Here is a 19,329-nt window from a genome sequence, read left to right on the forward strand (position 1 = left end):
AGCGCGCAGCTGGCGCCCGCCCGCGCCCGCGGGCCGCCTTCAGCGCCCGACTTCAGCCACCTCCACCCCGTCCAGACCCTGCGCCAGGGTGCGCACGTCGCCGCCCTGCGCCAGCTTGATGCGCAGGCGCACCTCGTTGGCGGAGTCGGCGTAGCGCAGCGCATCCTCGTAGCTGATCTCGCCGGCCTGGTACAGCTCGAACAGGCTCTGGTCGAAGGTCTTCATGCCCAGCTGCACGGATTCCTTCATCACTTCCTTCAGCTTGTGCACCTCGCCGTCGCGGATGTAGTCCTGCACCAGCGGGGTGCCGAGCAGGATCTCCATCGCCACCCGGCGCCCCTTGCCATCCGGGGTAGGAATCAGTTGTTGCGCGATCACGCCCTTGAGATTGAGCGAAAGATCCATCAGTAGCTGACTGCGACGGTCTTCCGGGAAGAAGTTGATGATGCGGTCCATCGCCTGGTTGGCGTTGTTGGCATGCAGGGTCGCCAGCACCAGGTGGCCGGTCTCGGCGAACGCGATCGCATGGTCCATGCCCTCGCGGGTGCGGATCTCGCCGATCATGATCACGTCGGGGGCCTGGCGCAGGGTGTTCTTCAGCGCGTTCTCCCAGTTGTCGGTGTCGATCCCGACCTCGCGCTGGGTGATGATGCAGCCGTCGTGCTTGTGCACGAACTCGATCGGATCCTCGATGGTGATGATGTGGCCGGTCGAGTTCTGGTTGCGGTAGCCGATCATCGCCGCCAGCGAAGTGGACTTGCCGGTGCCGGTGGCGCCCACGAACAGGATGATCCCGCGCTTGGTCATCGCCAGGGTCTTGATGATCGGCGGCAGGCTCAGTTCCTCCACCGTCGGGATGCGGGTCTCGATCCGGCGCAGCACCATGCCCACCTGGTTGCGCTGGTAGAAGCAGCTCACGCGGAAGCGGCCGACCCCGGCCACGCCGATCGCGAAGTTGCATTCGTGGGTCTTCTCGAACTCCTCGCGCTGCTGCGGCGTCATCACGTTGAGCACGAGGTCGCGGCTCTGCTGCGAGGTCAGCGGGTTCTGGGTGATCGGGCTGATCTTGCCGTTCACCTTCATCGACGGCGGCATGCCGGCGGTGATGAACAGGTCCGACGCCTTCTGGTGCGCCATCAGCTTGAGGAACGAGGTGAAATCGATGCTGCTCATCGGAATGCTCCTGCGCGGGGGCGCTTATTCGAACAACCGCTTGTCCTTGGCGTATTCGCGGGCCTGCTGGCGGCTGACCACGCTGCGCTTCACCAGCTCCTGCAGGTGCTGGTCCAGGGTCTGCATGCCCTGACCCTGGCCGGTCTGGATGGCCGAGTACATCTGCGCCACCTTGTCCTCGCGGATCAGGTTGCGGATCGCCGGGGTGCCAACCATGATCTCCCACGCCGCCGTGCGGCCGCCACCGATCTTCTTCAGCAGCGCCTGGCTGATGACCGCGCGCAGCGACTCCGACAGCATCGAGCGCACCATCGGCTTCTCGCCGGCCGGGAACACGTCGATGATGCGGTCGATGGTCTTGGCCGCCGAGCTGGTGTGCAGGGTGGCGAACACCAGGTGGCCGGTCTCGGCCGCGGTCAGCGCCAGGCGGATGGTCTCGAGGTCGCGCAGCTCGCCGACCAGGATGTAGTCCGGGTCCTCGCGCAGCGCCGAGCGCAGGGCCTCGTTGAAGCCGTGAGTGTCGCGGTGCACCTCGCGCTGGTTGATCAGGCACTTCTGCGAGGTGTGCACGAACTCGATCGGGTCCTCGACCGAGAGGATGTGCGCATATTCGTTCTTGTTGATGTGGTCGATCATCGCCGCCAGCGTGGTCGACTTGCCCGAGCCGGTCGGCCCGGTCACCAGGATCAGGCCCTGCGGCTGCTCGATCAGCTCCTTGAACACGCGCGGACAGCCAAGATCTTCGAGCGTCAGCACCTCGGAGGGAATGGTGCGGAACACCGCGCCGGCGCCGCGGTTCTGGTTGAAGGCGTTGACGCGGAAGCGCGCCAGCGAGGGGATCTCGAACGAGAAGTCCACCTCGAGGAATTCCTCGTAGTCGCGGCGCTGCTTGTCCGACATGATGTCGTAGATCAGCGCGTGCACCTGCTTGTGGTCCAGTGCGGGGATGTTGATCCGGCGCACGTCGCCGTCGACGCGGATCATCGGCGGCAGGCCTGCGGAAAGATGCAGGTCAGAAGCCTTGTTCTTGACCGAAAATGCCAGAAGTTCGGCGATATCCATGCGTAGCTCCCCAACGCGTCCTGATCGGTAGTCGCCGCCGTGCGGCCCAGCGCACGGTAGCATCGGTGGCACCCCGCAGGCAGTATGAGCACCATCCGCGCCCGCATTCAACCTCCGTGAGCACTTCCGCCGCCGTCCCGCCGCTGCAGGCGATCCTGTCTGCGATCGCCAACGCAAAACCCCGCCCTGGCAGGCCAGCCGCCCGCCTGCTGGCGGTGTCCAAGACCCGCGGTGCCGAGGCGGTGGCGGCGCTGGCGGCACAGGGCCAGCGCGCGTTCGGCGAGAACTACGTGCAGGAGGCCCTGCCCAAGATCGCCGCCCTGCGCGGGCAAGGGCTGGAATGGCATCTGATCGGCCACCTGCAGTCGAACAAGGCGCGCGAGGCCGCGCAGGCGTTCGACTGGGTGCAAAGCGTCGACCGCGCCAAGCTGGTCGAGGCACTGGCGCGCCACCGCCCGCCGGAGGCCGGTCCGCTGAACGTGCTGATCCAGGTGAACATCGACGATGAAGCCAGCAAATCCGGCTGCCGGCCACAGGACGTATCCGCGTTGGCGGAGGCGGTCGCTGCCCAGCCCCGGCTACGCCTGCGCGGGCTGATGGCGATCCCCGCCCCGGACCCCGACATCGCGCGCCGGCGCGCGGCGTTCCGCGCGATGTCCAGCCTGTTCGACGCCCTCGCCGCGCGCCACGCCGGGGTGGATACCCTGTCGATGGGGATGAGCGAGGACTACCTGGACGCGATCGCGGAAGGTGCGACCATGGTGCGCATCGGCAGCGCCCTGTTCGGGCCGCGCGCCCCCAAGAAGGAAACGAACGCATGACTTCGACGATCGCTTTCATCGGCGGCGGCAACATGGCGCGCAGCCTGATCGGCGGGCTGGTCGCACGCGGGCACGCGCCCGCCGCGATCCGCGTGGCCGAACCCGTGGCGGCGCTGCGCGAGGCGCTGCAGGCCGATTTCGGCGTGACGGCCTGCGAACATGGCGCGCAGGCGGTGGCCGGAGCGCGGACCTGGGTGCTGGCGGTCAAGCCGCAGGTGATGCGCGCGGTGTGCGAGGCACTGGCGCCGCAGGCGCAGGCGCAGCGGCCGCTGGTGGTGTCGATCGCCGCCGGCATCACCACCACGCAGTTGGAACGCTGGCTGGGCGGCGCCCTGCCGGTGGTGCGCGCGATGCCGAACACGCCCGCCCTGCTCGGCGCCGGCGTCACCGGCCTGTTCGCCAGCCCCCGCGTGGACGCCGCCGGCCGCACCTCGGCGCAGTCCCTGCTCGACGCCGTGGGCAAGACCGTGTGGATCGACAGTGAGGCGCTGATGGATGCCGTCACCGCGGTCTCCGGCAGCGGCCCGGCCTACGTCTTCCTGCTGGCCGAGGCGATGATCGACGCCGGCCTGCGCGAAGGCCTGCCACCCGACGCCGCGCGCGCCCTGGTGCTGCAGACCGTGCTGGGCGCGGCGCGCATGCTGACCGAATCGGATGCCGACGCCGCCGAACTGCGCCGCCGTGTCACCTCGCCCGGCGGCACCACCCAGGCCGCGGTCGAGACGTTCGAGGCCGGCGGCCTGCGGGCGCTGGTTGCCGATGCCATCCACGCCGCGCGCATGCGCGGCGCCGAGCTGTCCGCCGCCAACGATTGACAGGGGGTGCCATGCCGCGGTCGTGCCTCGTCCTCCTGATGCTGAGCCTGCTCATGACGACCGGCGGCTGCAGCCGCCCGGCCACGCCCGCACCTGCCGATGGGGTACTGGCCACCAGTGCCAATCTGGTGCGCGCCCGTGCGGACGATGCCGTGTTCCAGGCCTCCGCCATGGATGTCTCCCGCCTCGATCCGGCCATCGCCGCCCGCTACGGCCTGAATCCGGGCCGCGGCGGCGCCCTGCTGCTGGTGACTTTGCGCGACGCCAACGGCGATGCGCTGGCGCCCGACGACCTGGTCCTGACCGCCACCGCCAGCGTGCTGCCGGATCCGCCGCGGGCGCTGACGCTGCAGCCGATCCGGGTGGACGGCCTGACCGACTACATCGGGGTGTTCGCCGCGCGCGCCCCGGCCAGCGTGCAGTTCCACGTGAGCGCCACAAGCCACGGCCGCCGCGCGGAGCTGGACACCAGCGCGCAGCTGTATCCGCCCTGATCCGCACCCGGCCTTCCGCCTCCGTTTGCGGAATCGGCGTGGCGGGTCGGCTAGGATGAAAGGCCGGGGAGATCGACGACCGGGAGGAAACGCATGGGGCCGCGCCCGGCATCCATGACAGCGCCAGATTCCGATGCCGCGCTGCTGGCGCAGCTCGTCGCGGGCGATCAGCAGGCGCTGCGGCAGGTTCTGCACGCACACGGCCAGGCGATTTTCGCCTATGCGCTGCGGCGTCTTGGCTCCCCCGAAGAGGCCCAGGACGTGGTCAACGACACCCTGCTGGCGCTGTGGCGGCAGGCGGTGCGCGCGCAGGCGCAGGCGTCCTCGCTGCGCGCCTGGCTGCTGGGCATCGCACGGCACAAGATCGTGGATGTCCTGCGCACGCGCGGGCAGGCATGGCGGGAAGTCGCGGACGAGGAAGGCACGCTGCTTGCCAACGCGGCCGACCCGGACCCATCGCCCCTGGAACGGCTGTGCCTGGAATGCGACGAGGCTCGACTGGCCGCCGCGCTGGACCAGCTTCCGGAAGTGCAGCGCGAAGCGCTGTATCTGTTCACCTATGAGGGCCTGTCATTGGCCGAGATCGCGTCCATCCAGCAGACGCCGCTGGCTACCGCCGGCACCCGCGTGCATCAGGCGCGGCAGCGGTTGCGCCGCCATCTGAGCGCCACCGGACAGGCCCTGCGCTGAAAATCCCTCCTTCCCTCTCCGATTCGGATCACATGAACTCCCACGACTCCCCGCCTTTGCCCTCTGACGATGCGCTGGCGCAGCGCTTGCAGACGCATTGGCAGGCCAATACCCCGCCGCTGAATCAGGACGCTGCCTGGCATCGCTTGCAGGCGCAGCTCGCACCCGCGCCAGCGCACGCGCCTGTGCGGCACGGACTGCGGCTGATGACCCGACTGGCCGAATGGCGATCCTGGTGGATGCCAACCCTCACCTTCGCCACCGGTGGCGCCTGCGCAGCACTGGTGATGGCACTGCTCGCGCCGATGACATTGGCTCCGTCGCCCCCTTCCACGCCTTTCGTGGCCCTGTCCGGCCCGGCCACGCCGGTTCCGACGGCGGGCGCCCGCCTGCAGGTCGCCTTCGCCGCAGATGCGCGCCTGGCCGACATCAACGCCCTGCTACTGCAGCTCGACGCCAGCGTGGTGGCCGGGCCGAGCGCCCTGGGGCTGTACACCCTGCAAGTCGCGCCGGACACCGCCGCGCAGGCGCTGCAGAGACTGCAGAGCAGCCCGCTGGTGGACAGCGCGGCCCAGGCCCCGGCGATGTGATCGCATGCCGCGCGCCCGCCGTCTACGCATGCTGCATCGTCCCCTGGCCCTGCTGCTGACGCTGGCCAGCCTGCCGGCGCTGGCGCAGACCACGCCCGGCGCGCCTCCCAAGCCACCCGCGCACCCCCGACCTTCCCCAGGGCGGGCATCGCGGCAGCGCCGTGGGCGTCGGCGTCGGCGTCCAGGTCGACCTGACCCAACTGTTCCGCGCGGGGCGTCGCCTGCTGCAATCGGAACCGCCCCCTGCCTATGCGCCTGGCCGCGCGCTCGTCAGTTTCGAAACCGGCAGCGGGCTGTCGGCGCAGGCGCTGGCCGCGGAATCCGGCCTGCGGCTGATCGAGAGCACCACGCTGGACGCGCTGGGCCTGACCGTGGCAGAGCTGGAAGGCGCGCCCGCGCAGCTGCCGGACGCACTGCAGCGCCTGCGCACGGCGCATCCCGAACTCACCGCCGATCTCGCGCCGGTCTGGCGCGCGCAGGACGCTGCGCCGGCGCTGGCTTCATCCTGGCCCGGCGCGCGCGTCGGCCGTCTGTACGCCACCGACCTGCTGGGCATCCGCCAGCCGTTGCCGTTGCCACTGCCGGTGCGGGTGGCGATGCTGGATGGCGCGGTCGATCCGGCAATCGGGCTGGATCTGGCCGGCTTCGAGCAAGTCGAAATCGCCAGCAACGGGGATCCCGATCCCGGCCAGCACGGCACCGCCGTCGCCTGCCTGCTGGCCTGCCGGCCGCGCGGCCCGGCGAACGCCGCGTTCTTCGGCCCCAGCCCGGGGCTGGTCCTGCTCAATGCCGCCGTGCTCGGACGCGACGCTCAGGGCCGCCCGCAGGCGCGCGCGCTGGACGTGCTGCGCGGACTGGACTGGTCGCTGCGCCAGGGCGCGCAGATCCTCAACGTCAGCCTGGGCGCGGCGCCGGATGCGGTCACCGCGCGCGCCTTCGCGCTGGCCCGGCCCAGGCTGGGTGCGATCATCGCCGCCGCCGGCAATGGCGGCGCGGACGGCGGCCTGGTGTATCCGGCGGCGCTGCCGGGCGTGATCGCAGTGACCGCGGTGGACGCACGCCTGCGCCCCTACCGCGACGGTACCCGCGGCAGCTGGATCGCCCTGGCGGCGCCTGGTGTCGATGTGTGGACGCCGATGCGCAACGACGCCCACGGGCGCTACCTGACCGGCACCTCGTTCGCCGCCCCGTTCGTCACCGCCTGGGCCGCGCAGCGCCTGGCGCGTGGCCTGCCGGTCGATGCCCCTGCGCTGTGCGCCGGCGCGCGCGACGTTCCGCCCGCCGGACGTGATGTCCAGACCGGTTGCGGGCTGCTGCAGTGGGGCGATCTTCCGCGTTGACCTGGGCCATCCCGGCGCACCGGTCACTGGCAGCTGCCGCGCATCCTGAACGAAACGCCACCTGGAGGGCCGTGTGCAGCAGGCGCGAAAAAAACACCCGCCCTGCCCACGATCTTTCCCATCGTCGGTAGCGCGATCCGGCCTGCCGGCAGAGGCCATCGACCCACACTTTCCCTGGATATCGCCATGCGTCAGTCCACCCTCGTTACGCTGTTGCTCGGCGCCAGCTTCACGCTGACCGGCAACCTCGCCCTCGCACAATCCGCGTCCACACAGGACGAAGGCAGCGCATCCGCGCAGCGCATCACCATCAAGCAGAAGAGCAGCAACGTCAAAGGCGCCACCGATCCCCGGAGCCGCGAAAACGGCGCGTGTGATCGTCCGTATGTCTGGAGCACCCTGCAGCGCAAGTGCGTCCTGCCGATCAAGCACCAGGAGATGGGCATCGATGCTGCCGCCAGCACACGCGAGGCCGCACCGGGCAATCGGGATCGTGGCTCAGGCCTGCCAACTGGCAAGCGCGCCTACCCTGACCCTCTGCAGGCTCCGGCCGCGGATGGCCGCAGTCGCCCCGGCGCCAGTGGCGGCACCGAGCCGGGCGGGATCATGGGGCCGGCGGGTTCGCCGGTGCCCCCGATGGGCGGCATCAAGCCGCCGCCTGGCAGCGCATTGCCTTCCCGCTGCCCGGTGGGGTCGCACTGGGTCGGGCCCGACCCGCGCAGCAACAAGCAAGGCCATTGCGAGCGCGACAAGGTTCCGACTGAGTGAGCTTCGGGGAGGGGTGTGATGCCGGCGCCGGCCGTCATCGCACGCCACAACGGCGCCGGAACCGCGTCGTTCGGGGGCAGGGACGCCCCACCTTCTTCGGCGATGGCCGCTGTTGCAGCGGCCGGATGCCTGCCGCGATGGACCATCCCTGCGCCGAACGCGCAGGCCGGGCAGGGACGCCCACGCTTGCCCACCCCTGTTCCGGGTGTGCGCGATCACTTGATTTGAGACAGATGGGAAGACGCGGGATAAGGCGGGAAATTTCAATCGTGACAGTGAGTTAGGGAGTTTCACCTGTCTCAAATCAATGGAAGCGATCGGACGCTGAATGGGCGCTTCCGTGGTCGATTTCTCACCTGATTTGAGACAACTACAGCCGGCGAGGCGCGCGTTCGAACAGCATTGAAGGCTGTGCAATCGGAGCCGACGTGATCTTCTGAAATCCGCACAGCAGTTAGCTTTTATGAGGGTGCATGGCTTCCTTGTCGGTGCCTGAGGACGGAAGATGAATGGCCGTTCAGGGCGACCAAGCGCGTGAAACTTCCGCATCCGAAGCTTCACGTCGAAGTTTCACTCACCGCCGAAGTTTCACTCGGGGTGCCTCGCCCGAATCAGCCCTTCTGCCGCTTCCTGGCCACCGCCTGGTAGACCTGGTTGAGCTGGTCGTCGGTCAGCTCGGTCAGGCTGCTGGCCTTGAAGGCCCGATTCAGGTAGCCGGCCAGCCAGTCATCCAGGCCGCCCGCCTGGGTGTTGATCTTGATGTAGGCGTACTTGCGCTTGCGCCAGGTCTCGTTGTCGGAGATGGCCGCCGTCGGCATGGCGTTAAGCCGGCCCAGCCACTTCAGCAGGTAGGTTTCGGCCTTCTCGAATGTTGCCGCCGGGATCAGGCGGTAGCGGGTGACGCCGCAGTGACGGTTCAAGCTGCTCCAGACGGCCCGGTGGCCCTTGGGGCGCTGCTTCAGGCGCTGCTCGTGCTCCACGATGTCGTTGACAAGGGCCGTCAGCCGGGCGGCCTGCTGCTCGGTGATGTGCTCGTCGCCAGGTTTCACCTCGGCCTTGGTGGTAGTGACGTGCCGCTGGGTGGTGATCTGGGTGATGTTCGACCCCGCCTGCGGGAACTGGACGATGTTGGCCGCGCCGGAGACCGAGATCGCCGGGGACGCGGCTGCTTCCGCCTTCGCGGAATTCGTGGAGCGCACTCCGGTGAGGACGTACTGCACGTCGATGCCGTAGCCCGCGGCGACGGCCAGGAACTCGCCATTGATGCTGCGCTGGCCGGTCTCATAGAGGCGCAGGCCCTCGCGGGACATGCCCGTCTTCTGGGCAAGGTCGGCTTGCGTGTAGCCAATTCGTGCCCGCTCTTCCACCAGGCGTAGGGCGATATCTGCGCGATCCATAGCAACACCTGTTGACAGGCCAACAATCGTTGGCATAATCAACCTGACTAATCGGATTGCAGAGGGTAGCGCAATGGCGATCGTCCCGCCTCCCGGACGTGATTTGCTGCAGCAGGTCCGCGCCGGCTTCGTGATGCAGGGCACCAGCTACAGCCGCTGGTGCAGCGAGCGCGGCATCCTCCGCTCTAGCGCTACCCAGGCCCTGCTCGGGTCATGGAATGGTCCCAAGGCACAGCGCCTGCGCGCGGAGATCGTCCGCGCCAGCGGGCTGCAGTCGGAGGCAGCATGACTTCCGGGCATTGGGTGACGGCTGCGGCTCTCGTGGAAATCCCCGGCATGCCGCGCACGCTGCCTGCGTTGCGCAACATGGCAGTTCGGAAGGGCTGGATCTGCAGGCGGCGCGCCGGCCGCGGTGGCGGGTACGAGTACGCACTCGAAAGTCTCCCAGCGGACGTGCAGGCCCGCCTGATCCTCCACCTCACCCAGGAGTCCACCCATGCAAGCCATCTCCCATATCCTGGCCGGCCCGGTGCTGGTGGCCACGGTCCTGCGGACGGGCAACGGCCGGCCGGCGAGTCCGGTGCGCTTCCGCGTGTATTGGTCGCAGGTGGCGGAGCGGATGGGGGCGCCGATGCCGCCGCCACAGTTCGCAAGCCGCTACGAGGCCGAGGCGATGGCGGTGGGCTGGGCCACGCAGCGGACGGGGTACGCCCCGCGCGTGGAGCGCGCCCGGCGCTGACCGAGGAGGCCCGCGCGGCGCTATGGCGCTGGTTCGACGGCCGCCCGGAGCCGGTGAAGGCCGAGGCGCGGCGCCGTCTGCTGCCGGTGCAGACGGTGCGCCGCCTGATCGACAGCGGCCTGCGGGCGCGCCAGGCCATCCGCGAGGCGGCGGCGGCGCACGGCGTGGCGGAGGCCACCCTGCGCCGCTGGTGGTACGGCGGCGGCAGCTGCCCCGGCGTGGACCACGCCGCGCCGGCCGACTACCTGCCGCTGCTGGCGCCGCGCCACCAGGGCAGCGGGCATGAGGCCGAGATGAGCCCCGAGGCCTGGGAGGTCATCAAATCCGACTACCTGCGGCCCGAGCAGCCGGCGCTGTGGGCCTGCTATCGCCGTCTGCGCGAGGTGGCCCCGAACCACGGCTGGGTGGTGCCCAGCTACGCCACCATCGCGCGCCGGATCGAGGCGCTGCCGTGGCAGGTGCGGGTGCTGGCGCGCGAGGGGCGCGAGGCGCTGGCGCGGCGGCTGCCGCACATCACCCGCACGAAAGACCACCTGCACGCGCTGGAGGCGGTGAACGCCGACGGCCACGTGTTCGACCTGCGCGTGCAGCTGCCCAGCGGCGGCATCGGCCGCCCGGTGCTGGTGGCCTGGCAGGACATCTACAGCGGCAAGATTCTGGCCTGGCGGGTGGCGGAGACGCTCTCCGCTCACCTGGTGCAGACCACCTTCGGCGACCTGGTGGAACGCTACGGGATCCCCGCGCACGCCTATCTGGACAATGGCCGGGAGTTCGCCGCCAAGCTGCTGACCGGCGGCAGCAAGACCCGCTACCGCTTCCGCATCCGCGAGGAAGACCCGCTGGGGCTGTTCCCGCAGCTGGGCGTGCAGGTGCACTGGACCACACCGTACCACGGGCAGGCCAAGCCGATCGAACGCGCCTTCCGCGACCTGTGCGAGGGCATCAGCAAGCACCCGGCCGCCGCCGGCGCCTACACCGGCAACAGCCCGCTGGCCAAGCCGGCCAACTACGGCAGCCGCGCGCTGCGCTGGGAGGAGTTCACGGCGCTGGTGGAGGCCGGCATCGCCGCACACAACGCGCGCGGCGACCGCCGCACGGCCACCGCGCGCGGGCGCAGCTTCGATGCCACCTTCGCTGAGAGCTTCGCCGCCAGCGTGATCCGCCGCGCCAGCCCGGAGCAGCGCCGGCTGTGGCTGCTGGCGGCCGAGGGGCTGAAGGTGCGCCGCGAGGGGTATGTGGTGCTCGCCGGCAATGCCTACTTCGGCGAGGCGGTCAGCGCCCTGGCCGGCCAGCACGTGGTGGTGCGCTTCGACCCGGACCGGCTGGACCAGCCGGTGCACGTGTACACCCTGGACGGCGCCTACGTCGGCGCGGCCGAGCGCACCACAGCGCGGTTCGACGACATCGACACCGCGCGCGAGCACGCCCGCGCGCACCGGCAGCGCCAGCGCGCCGCGCGCGAGCTGCGCGACGCCACGGTGCGGATGGAGGCGCTGGAGGCCGTGGCCCGCCTGCCGGTGCCGGACAGCCCGCCTGGCGCGCCGCCGGCGCCGGCGGCCGTGCAGCTGGTGCACGGGCCGCGGCGTGGCCGCAGGGCGGCCGCGGCAGCGGCGCTGGACACGGCGGAGTACGTGGCCGCCGCCGACCGCGCGGTGCTGGCGGCGCTGGCCGCACGGCCGCGGCCACTGAAGGCGATCGACTGACGAAAAACACCCGCCCCGCAGCTCACGGGGCGGGCGGTGCAAACGGGCCTTGCAGGCCCCTCAAACCAGGAGAAAGGGTACATGAACGACAACGTGATTGCGATGCAGGTGGATGCGGACCCGGCCGAGGTGCTGGTCCGGGTGCGCGAGGAGAGATCGCGCGCCGCGGGCTGACCCAGGCACAGGTGGCGCGCGAGGCGGGCATCAGCGCCTCCAGCCTGACGCAGGTGCTGGGCGGCCATTACGCCGCCGACCCGCGCAAGCTCGTCACGCGGCTGGCGCAGTGGCTGGCGCGGCTGGCGCAGCAGCAGGCCATGCCGGCGATGCCGGCGGCGCCGGCCTGGGTGGCCACGCCCACCGCAGAGCGCATCCTGGCCGCGCTGGCCTATGCGCACATGGCCGGCGATATCGCGGTGATCTATGGCGGCGCCGGCGTGGGCAAGACCACCGCCGCGCGCGAGTATGCGCGGCGCTACCCGAACGTCTGGATCGCCACCATGACCCGGCCACCGCCGGGGTGACGACGGCGCTGGAGGAGGTGTGCCTGGCGCTGGGCTTCCGCGAGCTGCCCGGCGGCGGCGCGCGCATGCAGCGCGAGCTGATCGCCCGGCTGCAGGGCAGCGAGGGGCTGCTGGTGATCGACGAGGCGCAGCACCTGGGCGTGGCCGCGCTGGACGCCCTGCGCGCGCTGCACGACGCCACCGGCATCGGGCTGGCGCTGATGGGCAACGAATTGATCTACGCGCGGATGACCGGCGGCACCCGCGCGGTCTGGCTGGACCGGCTGTTTTCCCGCATCGGCCGCCGCCTGCGGGTGCAGCGGGTGGCGCGCGAGGATGTGGCGCGGCTGGCCGCGGCGCACGGGGTGGAGGATGCCGGCGCGGTGCGCCGGCTGGTGGAGATCGGTGCCCAGGCCGGCGCCCTGCGCGGCGTGGGCAAGGTGCTGCGGCTGGCGCGGATGATGGCCGCCGGTCAGGGCAGCGTGCTCGGCACTGCCCACATCGAGGCCGCCTGGACCGACCTCACCGGGGGGCGGCATGAACGCGGCCATCCACGTCGACCCCGCCCGCCTGTTCGTGACCCTGCGCGCCGCCGAGCTGTTCGCCGACCGCCACGGCCTCAGCCGCCCGCATGCCCGCGCGGTGGTCGCGCTGGCGCTGCTGCGCCAGGTCAGCCCGGCGCGCGCCCTCATGGAACTGCGACAGGAGGCGCGTCATGCACGCCTGGCTCGCTGACCTCACCCCGCCGACCGCCGCCGAACGGCTGGCCGACTACTACCGCCGCGCCATCGCCGCCGGCGCCTGGCAGCCGCTGGAGGCGCACGCGCGCGGCCAGCTGGCCGTGCGCCACCTGCGCCGCTGGTGCGGCACCGCCATGCCCGCCGACCAGGACGACGACGAACTGTCGCCGTGGCTGGGCGAGCGCTACCTCGATCTGCTGCACGACATGCACCGCCGGCTGTTCCCCGCCTACCCCTACCCGACACCACAGGAGCCCGACCATGAGCGCCCCCGCTGAATCCCTGACCCCGCTGGCCGAGAGCATGGCCCTGGAGGCGCAGGCCGCGTCCCTGCGCGCCGCACGCGACCGTCTGCGCGACGTGGCCAATGCCATCCAGCAGGACATCGAGACCATCAAGCGCGCGCACCTGCCGGCGCTGCGCGATGCGCTGGCCGCCTGCGCGCAGGCGGAGACCGACCTGCGCCAGACGGTGGAGGCCAGCCCCGCCGAGCTGTGGCGGCGCACCCGCACGCGCCTGGTGCACGGCATCCGCGTCGGCTGGACCAAGAGCCGCGGCAAGGTCGAGTGGGACGATGAAGCCAAGGTGATCGAGCGCATCCGCCGCCTGCTGCCCGCCGAGCAGGCCGCCCTGCTGATCCGCGTGCGCGAGGCCGTGCACAAGCCGGCGGTCTACGACCTCACCGCCGGCGACCTCAAGCGCCTGGGCATCCGCATCGAGGACGACTGCGACGTGGTGGTGGTCAAGGACGTGGCGGGTGAACTGGACCGCATGCTGGAGCGGCTGCTGGCCGACCTGAGCGAGGAGGCCGCGGCATGAACGGCATCTGGCACACCGTGAGCGCCACCGAGCCGACACCGCTGGACGACGTGCTGGTGGTGGTCGAGGACGACCTTGGCACGTGCGTCTGGATGGCCTGGCGCCGGCACACCGAGCCGGGCCGCTGGTGCTACAGCGGAGGTGACGACGAGATCAGCGGGCGGGTCACGCACTGGATGCCGGTGCCGGAGCCGCCCGAGGAGGTGCGCCATGCATGCGGCGCGGATCGCCGCGAGTGAGCGGCTGCAGCGGGTGGCGCGGCTGCTGGCCGACGGCCGCCCGCGCACCACGCTGGACATCGTGCGCGAGGCCAACGTCTGCGCGGTGAACAGCATCGTCGCCGAGCTGCGCGCCAACGGCCTGCGCATCGCCTGCCAGCGGCAGGGGGATACCTGGTGGTACTGGGTGGAACGGGAGGGGGCATGAACGTGATCGGGAAAATGGAGCGCGGCCTCGCGGATATGGACGACGCCGCGCGCGTACAGCAGCTGCTGGCAGAGGTAGCCATCGTGCTGAGCCTGCCGGATGAGTGCTGGGAGCAGTCGCCGGGCGGTCCATCGTGCCGCATCCGCCTGGCGCGCGCGCTCGCGCGCGTGCTGGAGGACACCTGGCGCGCGGATGCGCAGGAGGGGGACGATGCCAGTGCGCCCTGACCGCCGCCGCCTGCTGGCCGCCATCCACGCCGAGGCCAAGGCGCTGGGCCTGGACGAGGACACCCGCCGCGCCCTGCAGCAGCGGGTCGGCGGGCATGCCAGCTGCGCGGCGATGTCCGACCGCCAGCTGCGCGACGTGCTGGCCGAGCTGCGCCGGCTGGCCGGCAAGCCGGCGCAGCCGCCGCGCCACGCCGACGACCGCGCGCGCCTGCTGTGGCGGATCGAGCGCGACTGCGCCGCCGCCGGCTATCCGCATCCGGCCTATCCGCTGGGGATCAGCCGCAAGATGTTCGGCGCGCTCAGCCCGGCGCGCCTGGAGTGGCACGCCCCGCGCCAGCTGCGGGCGCTGATCGCCGCGCTCGCCTACGATGCCAAGCGCAGGCCGCGCCCGGCAGGCGGTGCCGCATGAGCCAGGTCATCGAGGACCTGCTCGCCGCCGGGGTCAGCGCCGACCAGGTGGAGCGGCTGGTGCGGCAGATGGGCGGGCTGTCCGTCTATCTGCCGCGCCAGTACGACCCCGACCGCAGCGCGGTCTGCCGCGAGCTGGCCGAGACCGCTGGCGATCTGGCCGCACGCACCCTGGTGCAGCTGTACGCCGGCTGCCGAATCGTGATCCCGATGGGGCGGCAGTTCATGCGCCAGCGGCTGGCCGCCCGCATCCACGCCCTGCGCGCCGCCGGGCAGTCGGTGCCGCAGATCGCGCGGGCGCTGCATGTGCACGTGCGCCAGGTGCAGCGCCTGCTGAGCGGCGGCGCGCCAGACGCGCCATGACCAGGACGCCCAGGGCGCCTGGATGAGACGATGACACCCCCGGCCATGCGCCGGGGTTTTTCGTGCGTGCCCGACCCGGGTCGGCCTGTTGCCGCGCGCCGCAGCGCACCACGCTTGCGGCATGTCGCTCCGCCCACGCCTGCTGCCGGCGTTCCTCACACTGTCCGCCGCCGCGCTGATCGGCGTGGCGGTACACGAGGGCTATCGTGAGGCCGCCTATCGCGATCCGGTGGGCATCCCCACCGCTGGATTCGGCTCCACCGTGCATGCGGATGGCGCCACTCCGGTGCAGCTGGGCGACCGCCTGCCGCCGGTGCGCGCCCTGATCACCCTGGGCGCGCATGTCGGGCGCACCGAGGCGGCGCTGCGGCAGTGCATCGGCCCGGTACCGCTCGCCCAGCACGAGTGGGATGCCTACGTGAGCCTGGCCTACAACGTGGGCGCAAACCGCATTTGCAGCAGCAACATCGTGCGTTTGCTGCACCAGACGCCGCCCGACTACGCCGGCGCCTGCCGCCAGATCGGGCGCTGGGTCTATGCCGGCGGGCGCCGGCTGCCGGGGCTGGAGGCGCGCCGCGCCGCCGAGATGCGCCTGTGCCTGGGCGAGGAGGCCGCACCGTGAGCCTGCCGCGCCTGCTCCCCGCCTGGCCGCTGGCCACCTATGCCGAGATCGCCGTTCTCGCCGCCGGGATCGGCGGCGGCCTGCTCGGCTGGACCGTGCGCGGCTGGCGCGATGCCGGGCAGCTCGCCGGCCTGCGCACGGAGCTGGCCCGCACCCAGGCAGGCGCCGAGCGCGTCCGCGCCGAGGCCATCGCCCGCGCCCGCGCGGCCGATGCCGCCGCCATCACTGACCTGCAGCAGCGGCTCACCCGTGCCGCTGCCACCACCGAGGACCTGCGCCATGCCCTTGCCACTGCTACGACTGGCCGCGTGTGCCTGTCTGCCGATGCTCGCCGCGTGCTCCACCGTGCGCCCGCCTTCGCCGCCGTGCCCGCGCCTGCCGCCGGCCCTGCTGCAACCGGCCCCGCCACTGCCGCCGATCCCGGCGAGCGCGCCAGCACCGATGCCGACATCGCCGGCTGGGCGCTCGATGCCGCCGCGCTCTACGAGCAGTGCCGCGCCCGCATCGACGCCATCCGCCAGTGGGACGAGCAAGTGAACGGGGGAGCGCATGGAAGGTGATGTGCTGATCGGCGCGATCAACTGGCCGGCCATGCTGGCCATCGGCGGCGCGCTGCTGGGCGGCATCTTCGCGCTGCTCAAGTGGTTCGCCGGGCGGCTGCTTGCCGACATCGAGGCGCGGCTGACCCGCATCGACGACCTCGAAAACCGCTTCGAGCGGCTGATGGCCGAACTGCCGCTGCACTACCAGCGCCGCGAAGACGCCATCCGCGAATTCACCGCCATCAACACCAAGCTCGACCGCCTGTACGAGCTGCTCGCCCGAGGGGGGAACAAATGACCGAACGCCGCATCGACGCCGCCATCGACATCGCCCGCGCCGAGCGCGAGGCGCTGCGCTGGATCATGCTCACCGCGCTGTGGCACGCGCGGCCCTACGGCACCACGGAGACGGTGCTGCTGTCCTGCGCGCATGAGATCCCCATCTACGCCACTTCCGACCTTGTACGCAGGGAGCTGGGGTGGCTTGCAAGCCACAGCCTCGCAGAAATCGAGCGCGACAAATCGCCGGTGTGGGCGGCGCGGCTGACCGCCCACGGCGAAGACGTGTACGACTACCGCGCCGACGCCCCGGCGGGGCTGGCGCGCCCGCCGAGGTGGTGAGATGGCCCGGCGCAGCAAGGTGGACAGGCTCCCGCAAGGCCTCAAGGCGCAGCTGGAACGGCTGCTGGCCGACCGTAGCCACGGCGGCTACGAGGCGCTGGCCGCCTGGCTCAAGGAACAGGGCTACGAGATCGGCAAGAGCAGCCTGCACCGCTACGACCGGCGCGTGCAGGCCGTGATGCTGCGCATCAAGGCCAGCACCGAGGCGGCGCGGCTGATCGCCCAGTCCAGCCCGGACGAGGCCGACGAGCACTCGGCCGCCGTGCTGCGCATGGTGCAGTCGGCGCTGTTCGACGCCATGAGCCGGGTGGCCGAGGCGTCGGAGGAATCCGACCCTGCCGAGCAGGTCAAGGTGCTCTCGCTCGCGGCGCGGGCGATCGCCGAGGCGAGCCGCGCATCCATCGGCCAGAAGAAATGGGCCGACGAGGTGCGGTTGAGGCTCGACGAGGTGGAGCGCGTCGCGCAGAAATCGGGCAAGCGGCTCGATGCCGAGACGTTCAAGACGATCCGGGAGTGGTTGTATGGGGGGTGATCGCGTCGTGCCGTTTTTGAAATACGCAGGCGGCAAGCGCTGGCTGGCGCGGCGGATCATCGAGCGTCTGCCGCCGCACGTGTTACGTGGAGCCCTTTGGCGGCATGGGCGCGGTGCTGCTGGCAAAGCCCAAGAGCAAGGTCGAGGTGTGGAACGACATCGACGGCGGCCTGGCCAACGTCATGCGCTGCGTTAAATACCACCCGGACGCGCTGGCCGATGAGCTGGGGATGATGCTCGTGCACCGCACAGAGAGGCTGCGGTGGTTGCACGAACATCCGGGCGAGACGGACATCCAGCGCGCCGCGCGCTGGATCATGGTGCGACATTCCGGGTTTCAGGGGGGCTGGCAAAGGGTTCTTTGTCGGCCGCGCGACTGGCATTAAACCGGTCGGCACGCTCATCGAGCAGATGCGGGCGGTGGCCCGCCGTCTGTCTGGTGTGACCATCGAGCATCTGCCGTGGCAGCGCGTGTTCGACCTCTACGACGTCCCGGAGACGACGTTTTTCTGCGACCCGCCCTATGCCGATGGCGACCAGTCGATCTACGACCATGCGTTTGCGGAGGTCGACCACCGCGCCCTGCGCGAGCGGCTGCGCGCCGTCAAGGGGGGATGGATCGCAACTTATGGCGATCACCCGCTGATCCGCGATCTGTATGCCGACTGCCGCATCGAGGAGGTGCGCCGTGTGCGCGCCATCAACCAGGCGGCGCGGCGCGAATACGTGGAGCTGATCATCACGCCATGACCGCCCCCATCCTCTACCCCTACCAGCGCCGCTATCTCGCGGACAAAAGCCGCTGGAAGGCGGCGTGCTGGAGCCGCCAGACCGGCAAGACCTTCACCACCACCCTGGAGGCGGTGCTGGACGTGCTCGAGTGCCGAGGCCGAGGGCCGTATTGCCCGCTGGACGATCCTGTCCATCTCGCGCGATCGGGCGCTGGATGCCATCCGCAACGGCGCGGCGCTGCACATGCGGGCGATTGGTGCGGCCTACAAGATGATCGAGGCTGAGGACATGGGCGCCGAGGAACAGGCCGCCAGCGTGCGCCTGCCGGGCGGCAGCTACATCCGGGCGATTGCCGCCCGGCCCGAGACGGCGCGCGGCATGAGCGACAACCTGATCCTCGACGAATTCGCCCACCACAAGGACAACCGCGCGCTGTGGCGCGCGCTGGTGCCGGTGGTGAGCCGACCCGACCTCAAGCTGCGGGTGATTTCCACACCCAACGGCGTGGGCGACATGTTCCACGAGATCATGACGGCAGACGACGGGCTGTTTTCCCGCCACATCGTGACCATCCATGACGCGGTGGCCGACGGCCTGCCGCGCAACATCGACGAGCTGAAAAAGGCCGCCCGCGACCCGGACACCTGGGCGCAGGAATACGAGTGCACCTTCCTGGATACCGCCGGGCGCGAGTGGCTCACCTACGAGGAGATCCTTGCCACCCTGGAAGCGCCGCCCCTGCCGCCCTACGACGGGCGGCCGGTGTATGTGGGCATGGACATCGCCGCGCGGGGCGACCTCTCCGTGATCGCCGTGCTCGGAGGACGTGGGCGGCGGGGTGCTCGCCCTGCGCGAGATGCAGGTCATGCGCGGGGAGAGCTTCGCCGCGCAGCTGGCGCGCCTGGACGCCGTGATGCGGCAATACCGCGTGGCGCGGGTGGCCATCGACCAGACCGGCATGGGCGAGATGCCGGTGCAGGAGGCGCAGCGGCGGCATGGGCAATACCGCGTTTCCGGTGTGATCTTCACGCAGGCTTCCAAGCTGGACATGGCCGTGGCGCTCAAAGACCGGATGCAGGCCAGGCGGCTGCTCATGCCTGATGTGCATGGCAATGCACGTGATGCATTGATCGACGACCTGCGCGCCGTGCGCATGGAGCCGGGCGCGGGCGGGGTGCCCAAGCTCATGGCCGAGCGCGACGGAC

At 70.9% G+C, this 19,329-nt stretch carries 32 protein-coding genes; 28 read left to right on the forward strand and 4 right to left on the reverse strand.

Translation table 11 applies throughout. The features are described from left to right. Positions 1-39 precede the first annotated feature (39 nt). Both LJB71_RS12470 and LJB71_RS12475 read right to left on the reverse strand, forming a co-directional pair. Complete coding sequence (locus tag LJB71_RS12470; RefSeq protein WP_259304435.1) at positions 40-1,173, reverse strand: PilT/PilU family type 4a pilus ATPase; 1,134 nt, start codon at positions 1,171-1,173, stop codon at positions 40-42. A gap of 24 nt (positions 1,174-1,197) precedes the next feature. Then, positions 1,198-2,235, reverse strand: coding sequence for a type IV pilus twitching motility protein PilT (locus tag LJB71_RS12475; RefSeq protein ID WP_259304436.1), 1,038 nt, complete (start codon positions 2,233-2,235; stop codon positions 1,198-1,200). 143 nt (positions 2,236-2,378) lie between these two features. Here LJB71_RS12475 and LJB71_RS12480 point away from each other — a divergent pair, with 143 nt between their 5' ends. The 7 genes from LJB71_RS12480 (at position 2,379) to LJB71_RS12510 (ending at position 7,753) form a co-directional block, all read left to right on the forward strand. Beyond that, positions 2,379-3,056 (forward strand): YggS family pyridoxal phosphate-dependent enzyme, encoded by a 678-nt coding sequence (locus LJB71_RS12480; RefSeq protein ID WP_259304821.1) that lies wholly within the window; start codon positions 2,379-2,381, stop codon positions 3,054-3,056. Further along, positions 3,053-3,871 carry a pyrroline-5-carboxylate reductase gene (proC, locus tag LJB71_RS12485; protein ID WP_259304437.1) on the forward strand — a complete coding sequence of 273 codons (819 nt, stop codon included), beginning with the start codon at positions 3,053-3,055 and terminating at the stop codon, positions 3,869-3,871. The genes LJB71_RS12480 and proC overlap by 4 nt, the downstream gene beginning before the upstream one ends. A gap of 38 nt (positions 3,872-3,909) precedes the next feature. After that, positions 3,910-4,365, forward strand: coding sequence for a DUF4426 domain-containing protein (locus LJB71_RS12490; protein WP_259304438.1), 456 nt, complete (start codon positions 3,910-3,912; stop codon positions 4,363-4,365). 114 nt (positions 4,366-4,479) lie between these two features. Further along, entirely contained in the window at positions 4,480-5,055 is a 576-nt protein-coding gene (locus tag LJB71_RS12495; RefSeq protein WP_259304439.1) for an RNA polymerase sigma factor, read from the forward strand. A 206-nt stretch (positions 5,056-5,261) separates the two neighbouring features. Continuing rightward, complete coding sequence (locus tag LJB71_RS12500; protein ID WP_259304440.1) at positions 5,262-5,645, forward strand: hypothetical protein; 384 nt, start codon at positions 5,262-5,264, stop codon at positions 5,643-5,645. Positions 5,646-5,806: 161 nt separating this feature from the next. After that, entirely contained in the window at positions 5,807-6,985 is a 1,179-nt protein-coding gene (locus tag LJB71_RS12505; RefSeq protein WP_259304441.1) for a S8 family serine peptidase, read from the forward strand. A gap of 186 nt (positions 6,986-7,171) precedes the next feature. Then, positions 7,172-7,753, forward strand: coding sequence for a hypothetical protein (locus tag LJB71_RS12510; protein WP_259304442.1), 582 nt, complete (start codon positions 7,172-7,174; stop codon positions 7,751-7,753). A gap of 611 nt (positions 7,754-8,364) precedes the next feature. Here the strand turns inward: LJB71_RS12510 and LJB71_RS12515 are convergent. Continuing rightward, the gene (locus tag LJB71_RS12515) at positions 8,365-9,186 is read right to left on the reverse strand and encodes a helix-turn-helix domain-containing protein (protein ID WP_310649423.1); all 822 of its coding nucleotides are present in this window, start codon (positions 9,184-9,186) and stop codon (positions 8,365-8,367) included. Between the two features lie 37 nt (positions 9,187-9,223). Here LJB71_RS12515 and LJB71_RS12520 point away from each other — a divergent pair, with 37 nt between their 5' ends. The 4 genes from LJB71_RS12520 (at position 9,224) to LJB71_RS12535 (ending at position 12,113) form a co-directional block, all read left to right on the forward strand. Continuing rightward, entirely contained in the window at positions 9,224-9,439 is a 216-nt protein-coding gene (locus tag LJB71_RS12520; RefSeq protein ID WP_259304444.1) for a hypothetical protein, read from the forward strand. 207 nt (positions 9,440-9,646) lie between these two features. Then, positions 9,647-9,889: a hypothetical protein gene (locus LJB71_RS12525; protein ID WP_259304445.1), complete on the forward strand. Its 243-nt coding sequence runs from the start codon at positions 9,647-9,649 to the stop codon at positions 9,887-9,889. Positions 9,890-9,942: 53 nt separating this feature from the next. Further along, positions 9,943-11,592, forward strand: coding sequence for a transposase domain-containing protein (locus LJB71_RS12530; RefSeq protein WP_259304446.1), 1,650 nt, complete (start codon positions 9,943-9,945; stop codon positions 11,590-11,592). A 185-nt stretch (positions 11,593-11,777) separates the two neighbouring features. Then, the gene (locus LJB71_RS12535) at positions 11,778-12,113 is read left to right on the forward strand and encodes a hypothetical protein (RefSeq protein WP_259304447.1); all 336 of its coding nucleotides are present in this window, start codon (positions 11,778-11,780) and stop codon (positions 12,111-12,113) included. Here the strand turns inward: LJB71_RS12535 and LJB71_RS12540 are convergent. Next, positions 12,065-12,643 carry a hypothetical protein gene (locus tag LJB71_RS12540; protein WP_259302635.1) on the reverse strand — a complete coding sequence of 193 codons (579 nt, stop codon included), beginning with the start codon at positions 12,641-12,643 and terminating at the stop codon, positions 12,065-12,067. The two genes, LJB71_RS12535 and LJB71_RS12540, sit on opposite strands and share 49 nt — an antisense overlap. On the opposite strand from LJB71_RS12540, the gene LJB71_RS12545 reads away from it, so the two are divergent. From LJB71_RS12545 to LJB71_RS12625, 17 genes are all read left to right on the forward strand, one after another. Further along, the gene (locus tag LJB71_RS12545) at positions 12,630-12,827 is read left to right on the forward strand and encodes a hypothetical protein (protein WP_259302633.1); all 198 of its coding nucleotides are present in this window, start codon (positions 12,630-12,632) and stop codon (positions 12,825-12,827) included. The genes LJB71_RS12540 and LJB71_RS12545 overlap by 14 nt on opposite strands. After that, positions 12,808-13,110, forward strand: a complete 303-nt coding sequence (locus tag LJB71_RS12550) for a hypothetical protein (RefSeq protein WP_259302632.1) — start codon at positions 12,808-12,810, stop codon at positions 13,108-13,110. The genes LJB71_RS12545 and LJB71_RS12550 overlap by 20 nt, the downstream gene beginning before the upstream one ends. Then, complete coding sequence (locus LJB71_RS12555) at positions 13,094-13,651, forward strand: host-nuclease inhibitor Gam family protein (RefSeq protein ID WP_259302630.1); 558 nt, start codon at positions 13,094-13,096, stop codon at positions 13,649-13,651. Before LJB71_RS12550 ends, LJB71_RS12555 begins: the two co-directional genes overlap by 17 nt. Further along, on the forward strand, positions 13,648-13,890 hold the full coding sequence (locus tag LJB71_RS12560) for a DUF551 domain-containing protein (RefSeq protein ID WP_259302629.1): 243 nt from the start codon (positions 13,648-13,650) through the stop codon (positions 13,888-13,890). Before LJB71_RS12555 ends, LJB71_RS12560 begins: the two co-directional genes overlap by 4 nt. Next, a complete protein-coding gene (locus LJB71_RS12565) occupies positions 13,862-14,077 on the forward strand; it encodes a hypothetical protein (RefSeq protein ID WP_259304448.1) in 216 nt (71 codons plus the stop codon). The genes LJB71_RS12560 and LJB71_RS12565 overlap by 29 nt, the downstream gene beginning before the upstream one ends. Further along, the gene (locus tag LJB71_RS12570) at positions 14,074-14,304 is read left to right on the forward strand and encodes a hypothetical protein (RefSeq protein ID WP_259304449.1); all 231 of its coding nucleotides are present in this window, start codon (positions 14,074-14,076) and stop codon (positions 14,302-14,304) included. The genes LJB71_RS12565 and LJB71_RS12570 overlap by 4 nt, the downstream gene beginning before the upstream one ends. After that, positions 14,288-14,713 carry a regulatory protein GemA gene (locus LJB71_RS12575; protein WP_259302627.1) on the forward strand — a complete coding sequence of 142 codons (426 nt, stop codon included), beginning with the start codon at positions 14,288-14,290 and terminating at the stop codon, positions 14,711-14,713. Before LJB71_RS12570 ends, LJB71_RS12575 begins: the two co-directional genes overlap by 17 nt. After that, entirely contained in the window at positions 14,710-15,075 is a 366-nt protein-coding gene (locus tag LJB71_RS12580; protein ID WP_259302624.1) for a helix-turn-helix domain-containing protein, read from the forward strand. Before LJB71_RS12575 ends, LJB71_RS12580 begins: the two co-directional genes overlap by 4 nt. 121 nt (positions 15,076-15,196) lie before the next feature. Next, positions 15,197-15,697, forward strand: coding sequence for a lysozyme (locus LJB71_RS12585; protein ID WP_259302623.1), 501 nt, complete (start codon positions 15,197-15,199; stop codon positions 15,695-15,697). Next, complete coding sequence (locus tag LJB71_RS12590; protein WP_259304450.1) at positions 15,694-16,257, forward strand: hypothetical protein; 564 nt, start codon at positions 15,694-15,696, stop codon at positions 16,255-16,257. Before LJB71_RS12585 ends, LJB71_RS12590 begins: the two co-directional genes overlap by 4 nt. Further along, on the forward strand, positions 16,247-16,537 hold the full coding sequence (locus tag LJB71_RS12595) for a hypothetical protein (RefSeq protein WP_259302621.1): 291 nt from the start codon (positions 16,247-16,249) through the stop codon (positions 16,535-16,537). Before LJB71_RS12590 ends, LJB71_RS12595 begins: the two co-directional genes overlap by 11 nt. Further along, positions 16,534-16,860 carry a cytoplasmic protein gene (locus LJB71_RS12600; protein WP_259304451.1) on the forward strand — a complete coding sequence of 109 codons (327 nt, stop codon included), beginning with the start codon at positions 16,534-16,536 and terminating at the stop codon, positions 16,858-16,860. The genes LJB71_RS12595 and LJB71_RS12600 overlap by 4 nt, the downstream gene beginning before the upstream one ends. A 1-nt stretch (position 16,861) precedes the next feature. Continuing rightward, positions 16,862-17,392, forward strand: a complete 531-nt coding sequence (locus LJB71_RS12605; RefSeq protein ID WP_259304452.1) for a DUF3486 family protein — start codon at positions 16,862-16,864, stop codon at positions 17,390-17,392. A 104-nt stretch (positions 17,393-17,496) separates the two neighbouring features. Next, a complete protein-coding gene (locus tag LJB71_RS12610) occupies positions 17,497-17,778 on the forward strand; it encodes a hypothetical protein (RefSeq protein ID WP_259304453.1) in 282 nt (93 codons plus the stop codon). Between the two features lie 25 nt (positions 17,779-17,803). After that, entirely contained in the window at positions 17,804-18,142 is a 339-nt protein-coding gene (locus LJB71_RS12615; protein ID WP_259304454.1) for a DNA adenine methylase, read from the forward strand. After that, a complete protein-coding gene (locus tag LJB71_RS12620) occupies positions 18,139-18,408 on the forward strand; it encodes a hypothetical protein (protein ID WP_259304455.1) in 270 nt (89 codons plus the stop codon). Before LJB71_RS12615 ends, LJB71_RS12620 begins: the two co-directional genes overlap by 4 nt. Then, entirely contained in the window at positions 18,368-19,225 is an 858-nt protein-coding gene (locus LJB71_RS12625) for a terminase family protein (protein ID WP_259304456.1), read from the forward strand. Before LJB71_RS12620 ends, LJB71_RS12625 begins: the two co-directional genes overlap by 41 nt. Positions 19,226-19,329: the final 104 nt, after the last annotated feature.

The organism is Thermomonas sp. S9 (assembly GCF_024704365.1).
Taxonomy (GTDB): Bacteria; Pseudomonadota; Gammaproteobacteria; order Xanthomonadales; family Xanthomonadaceae; genus Thermomonas.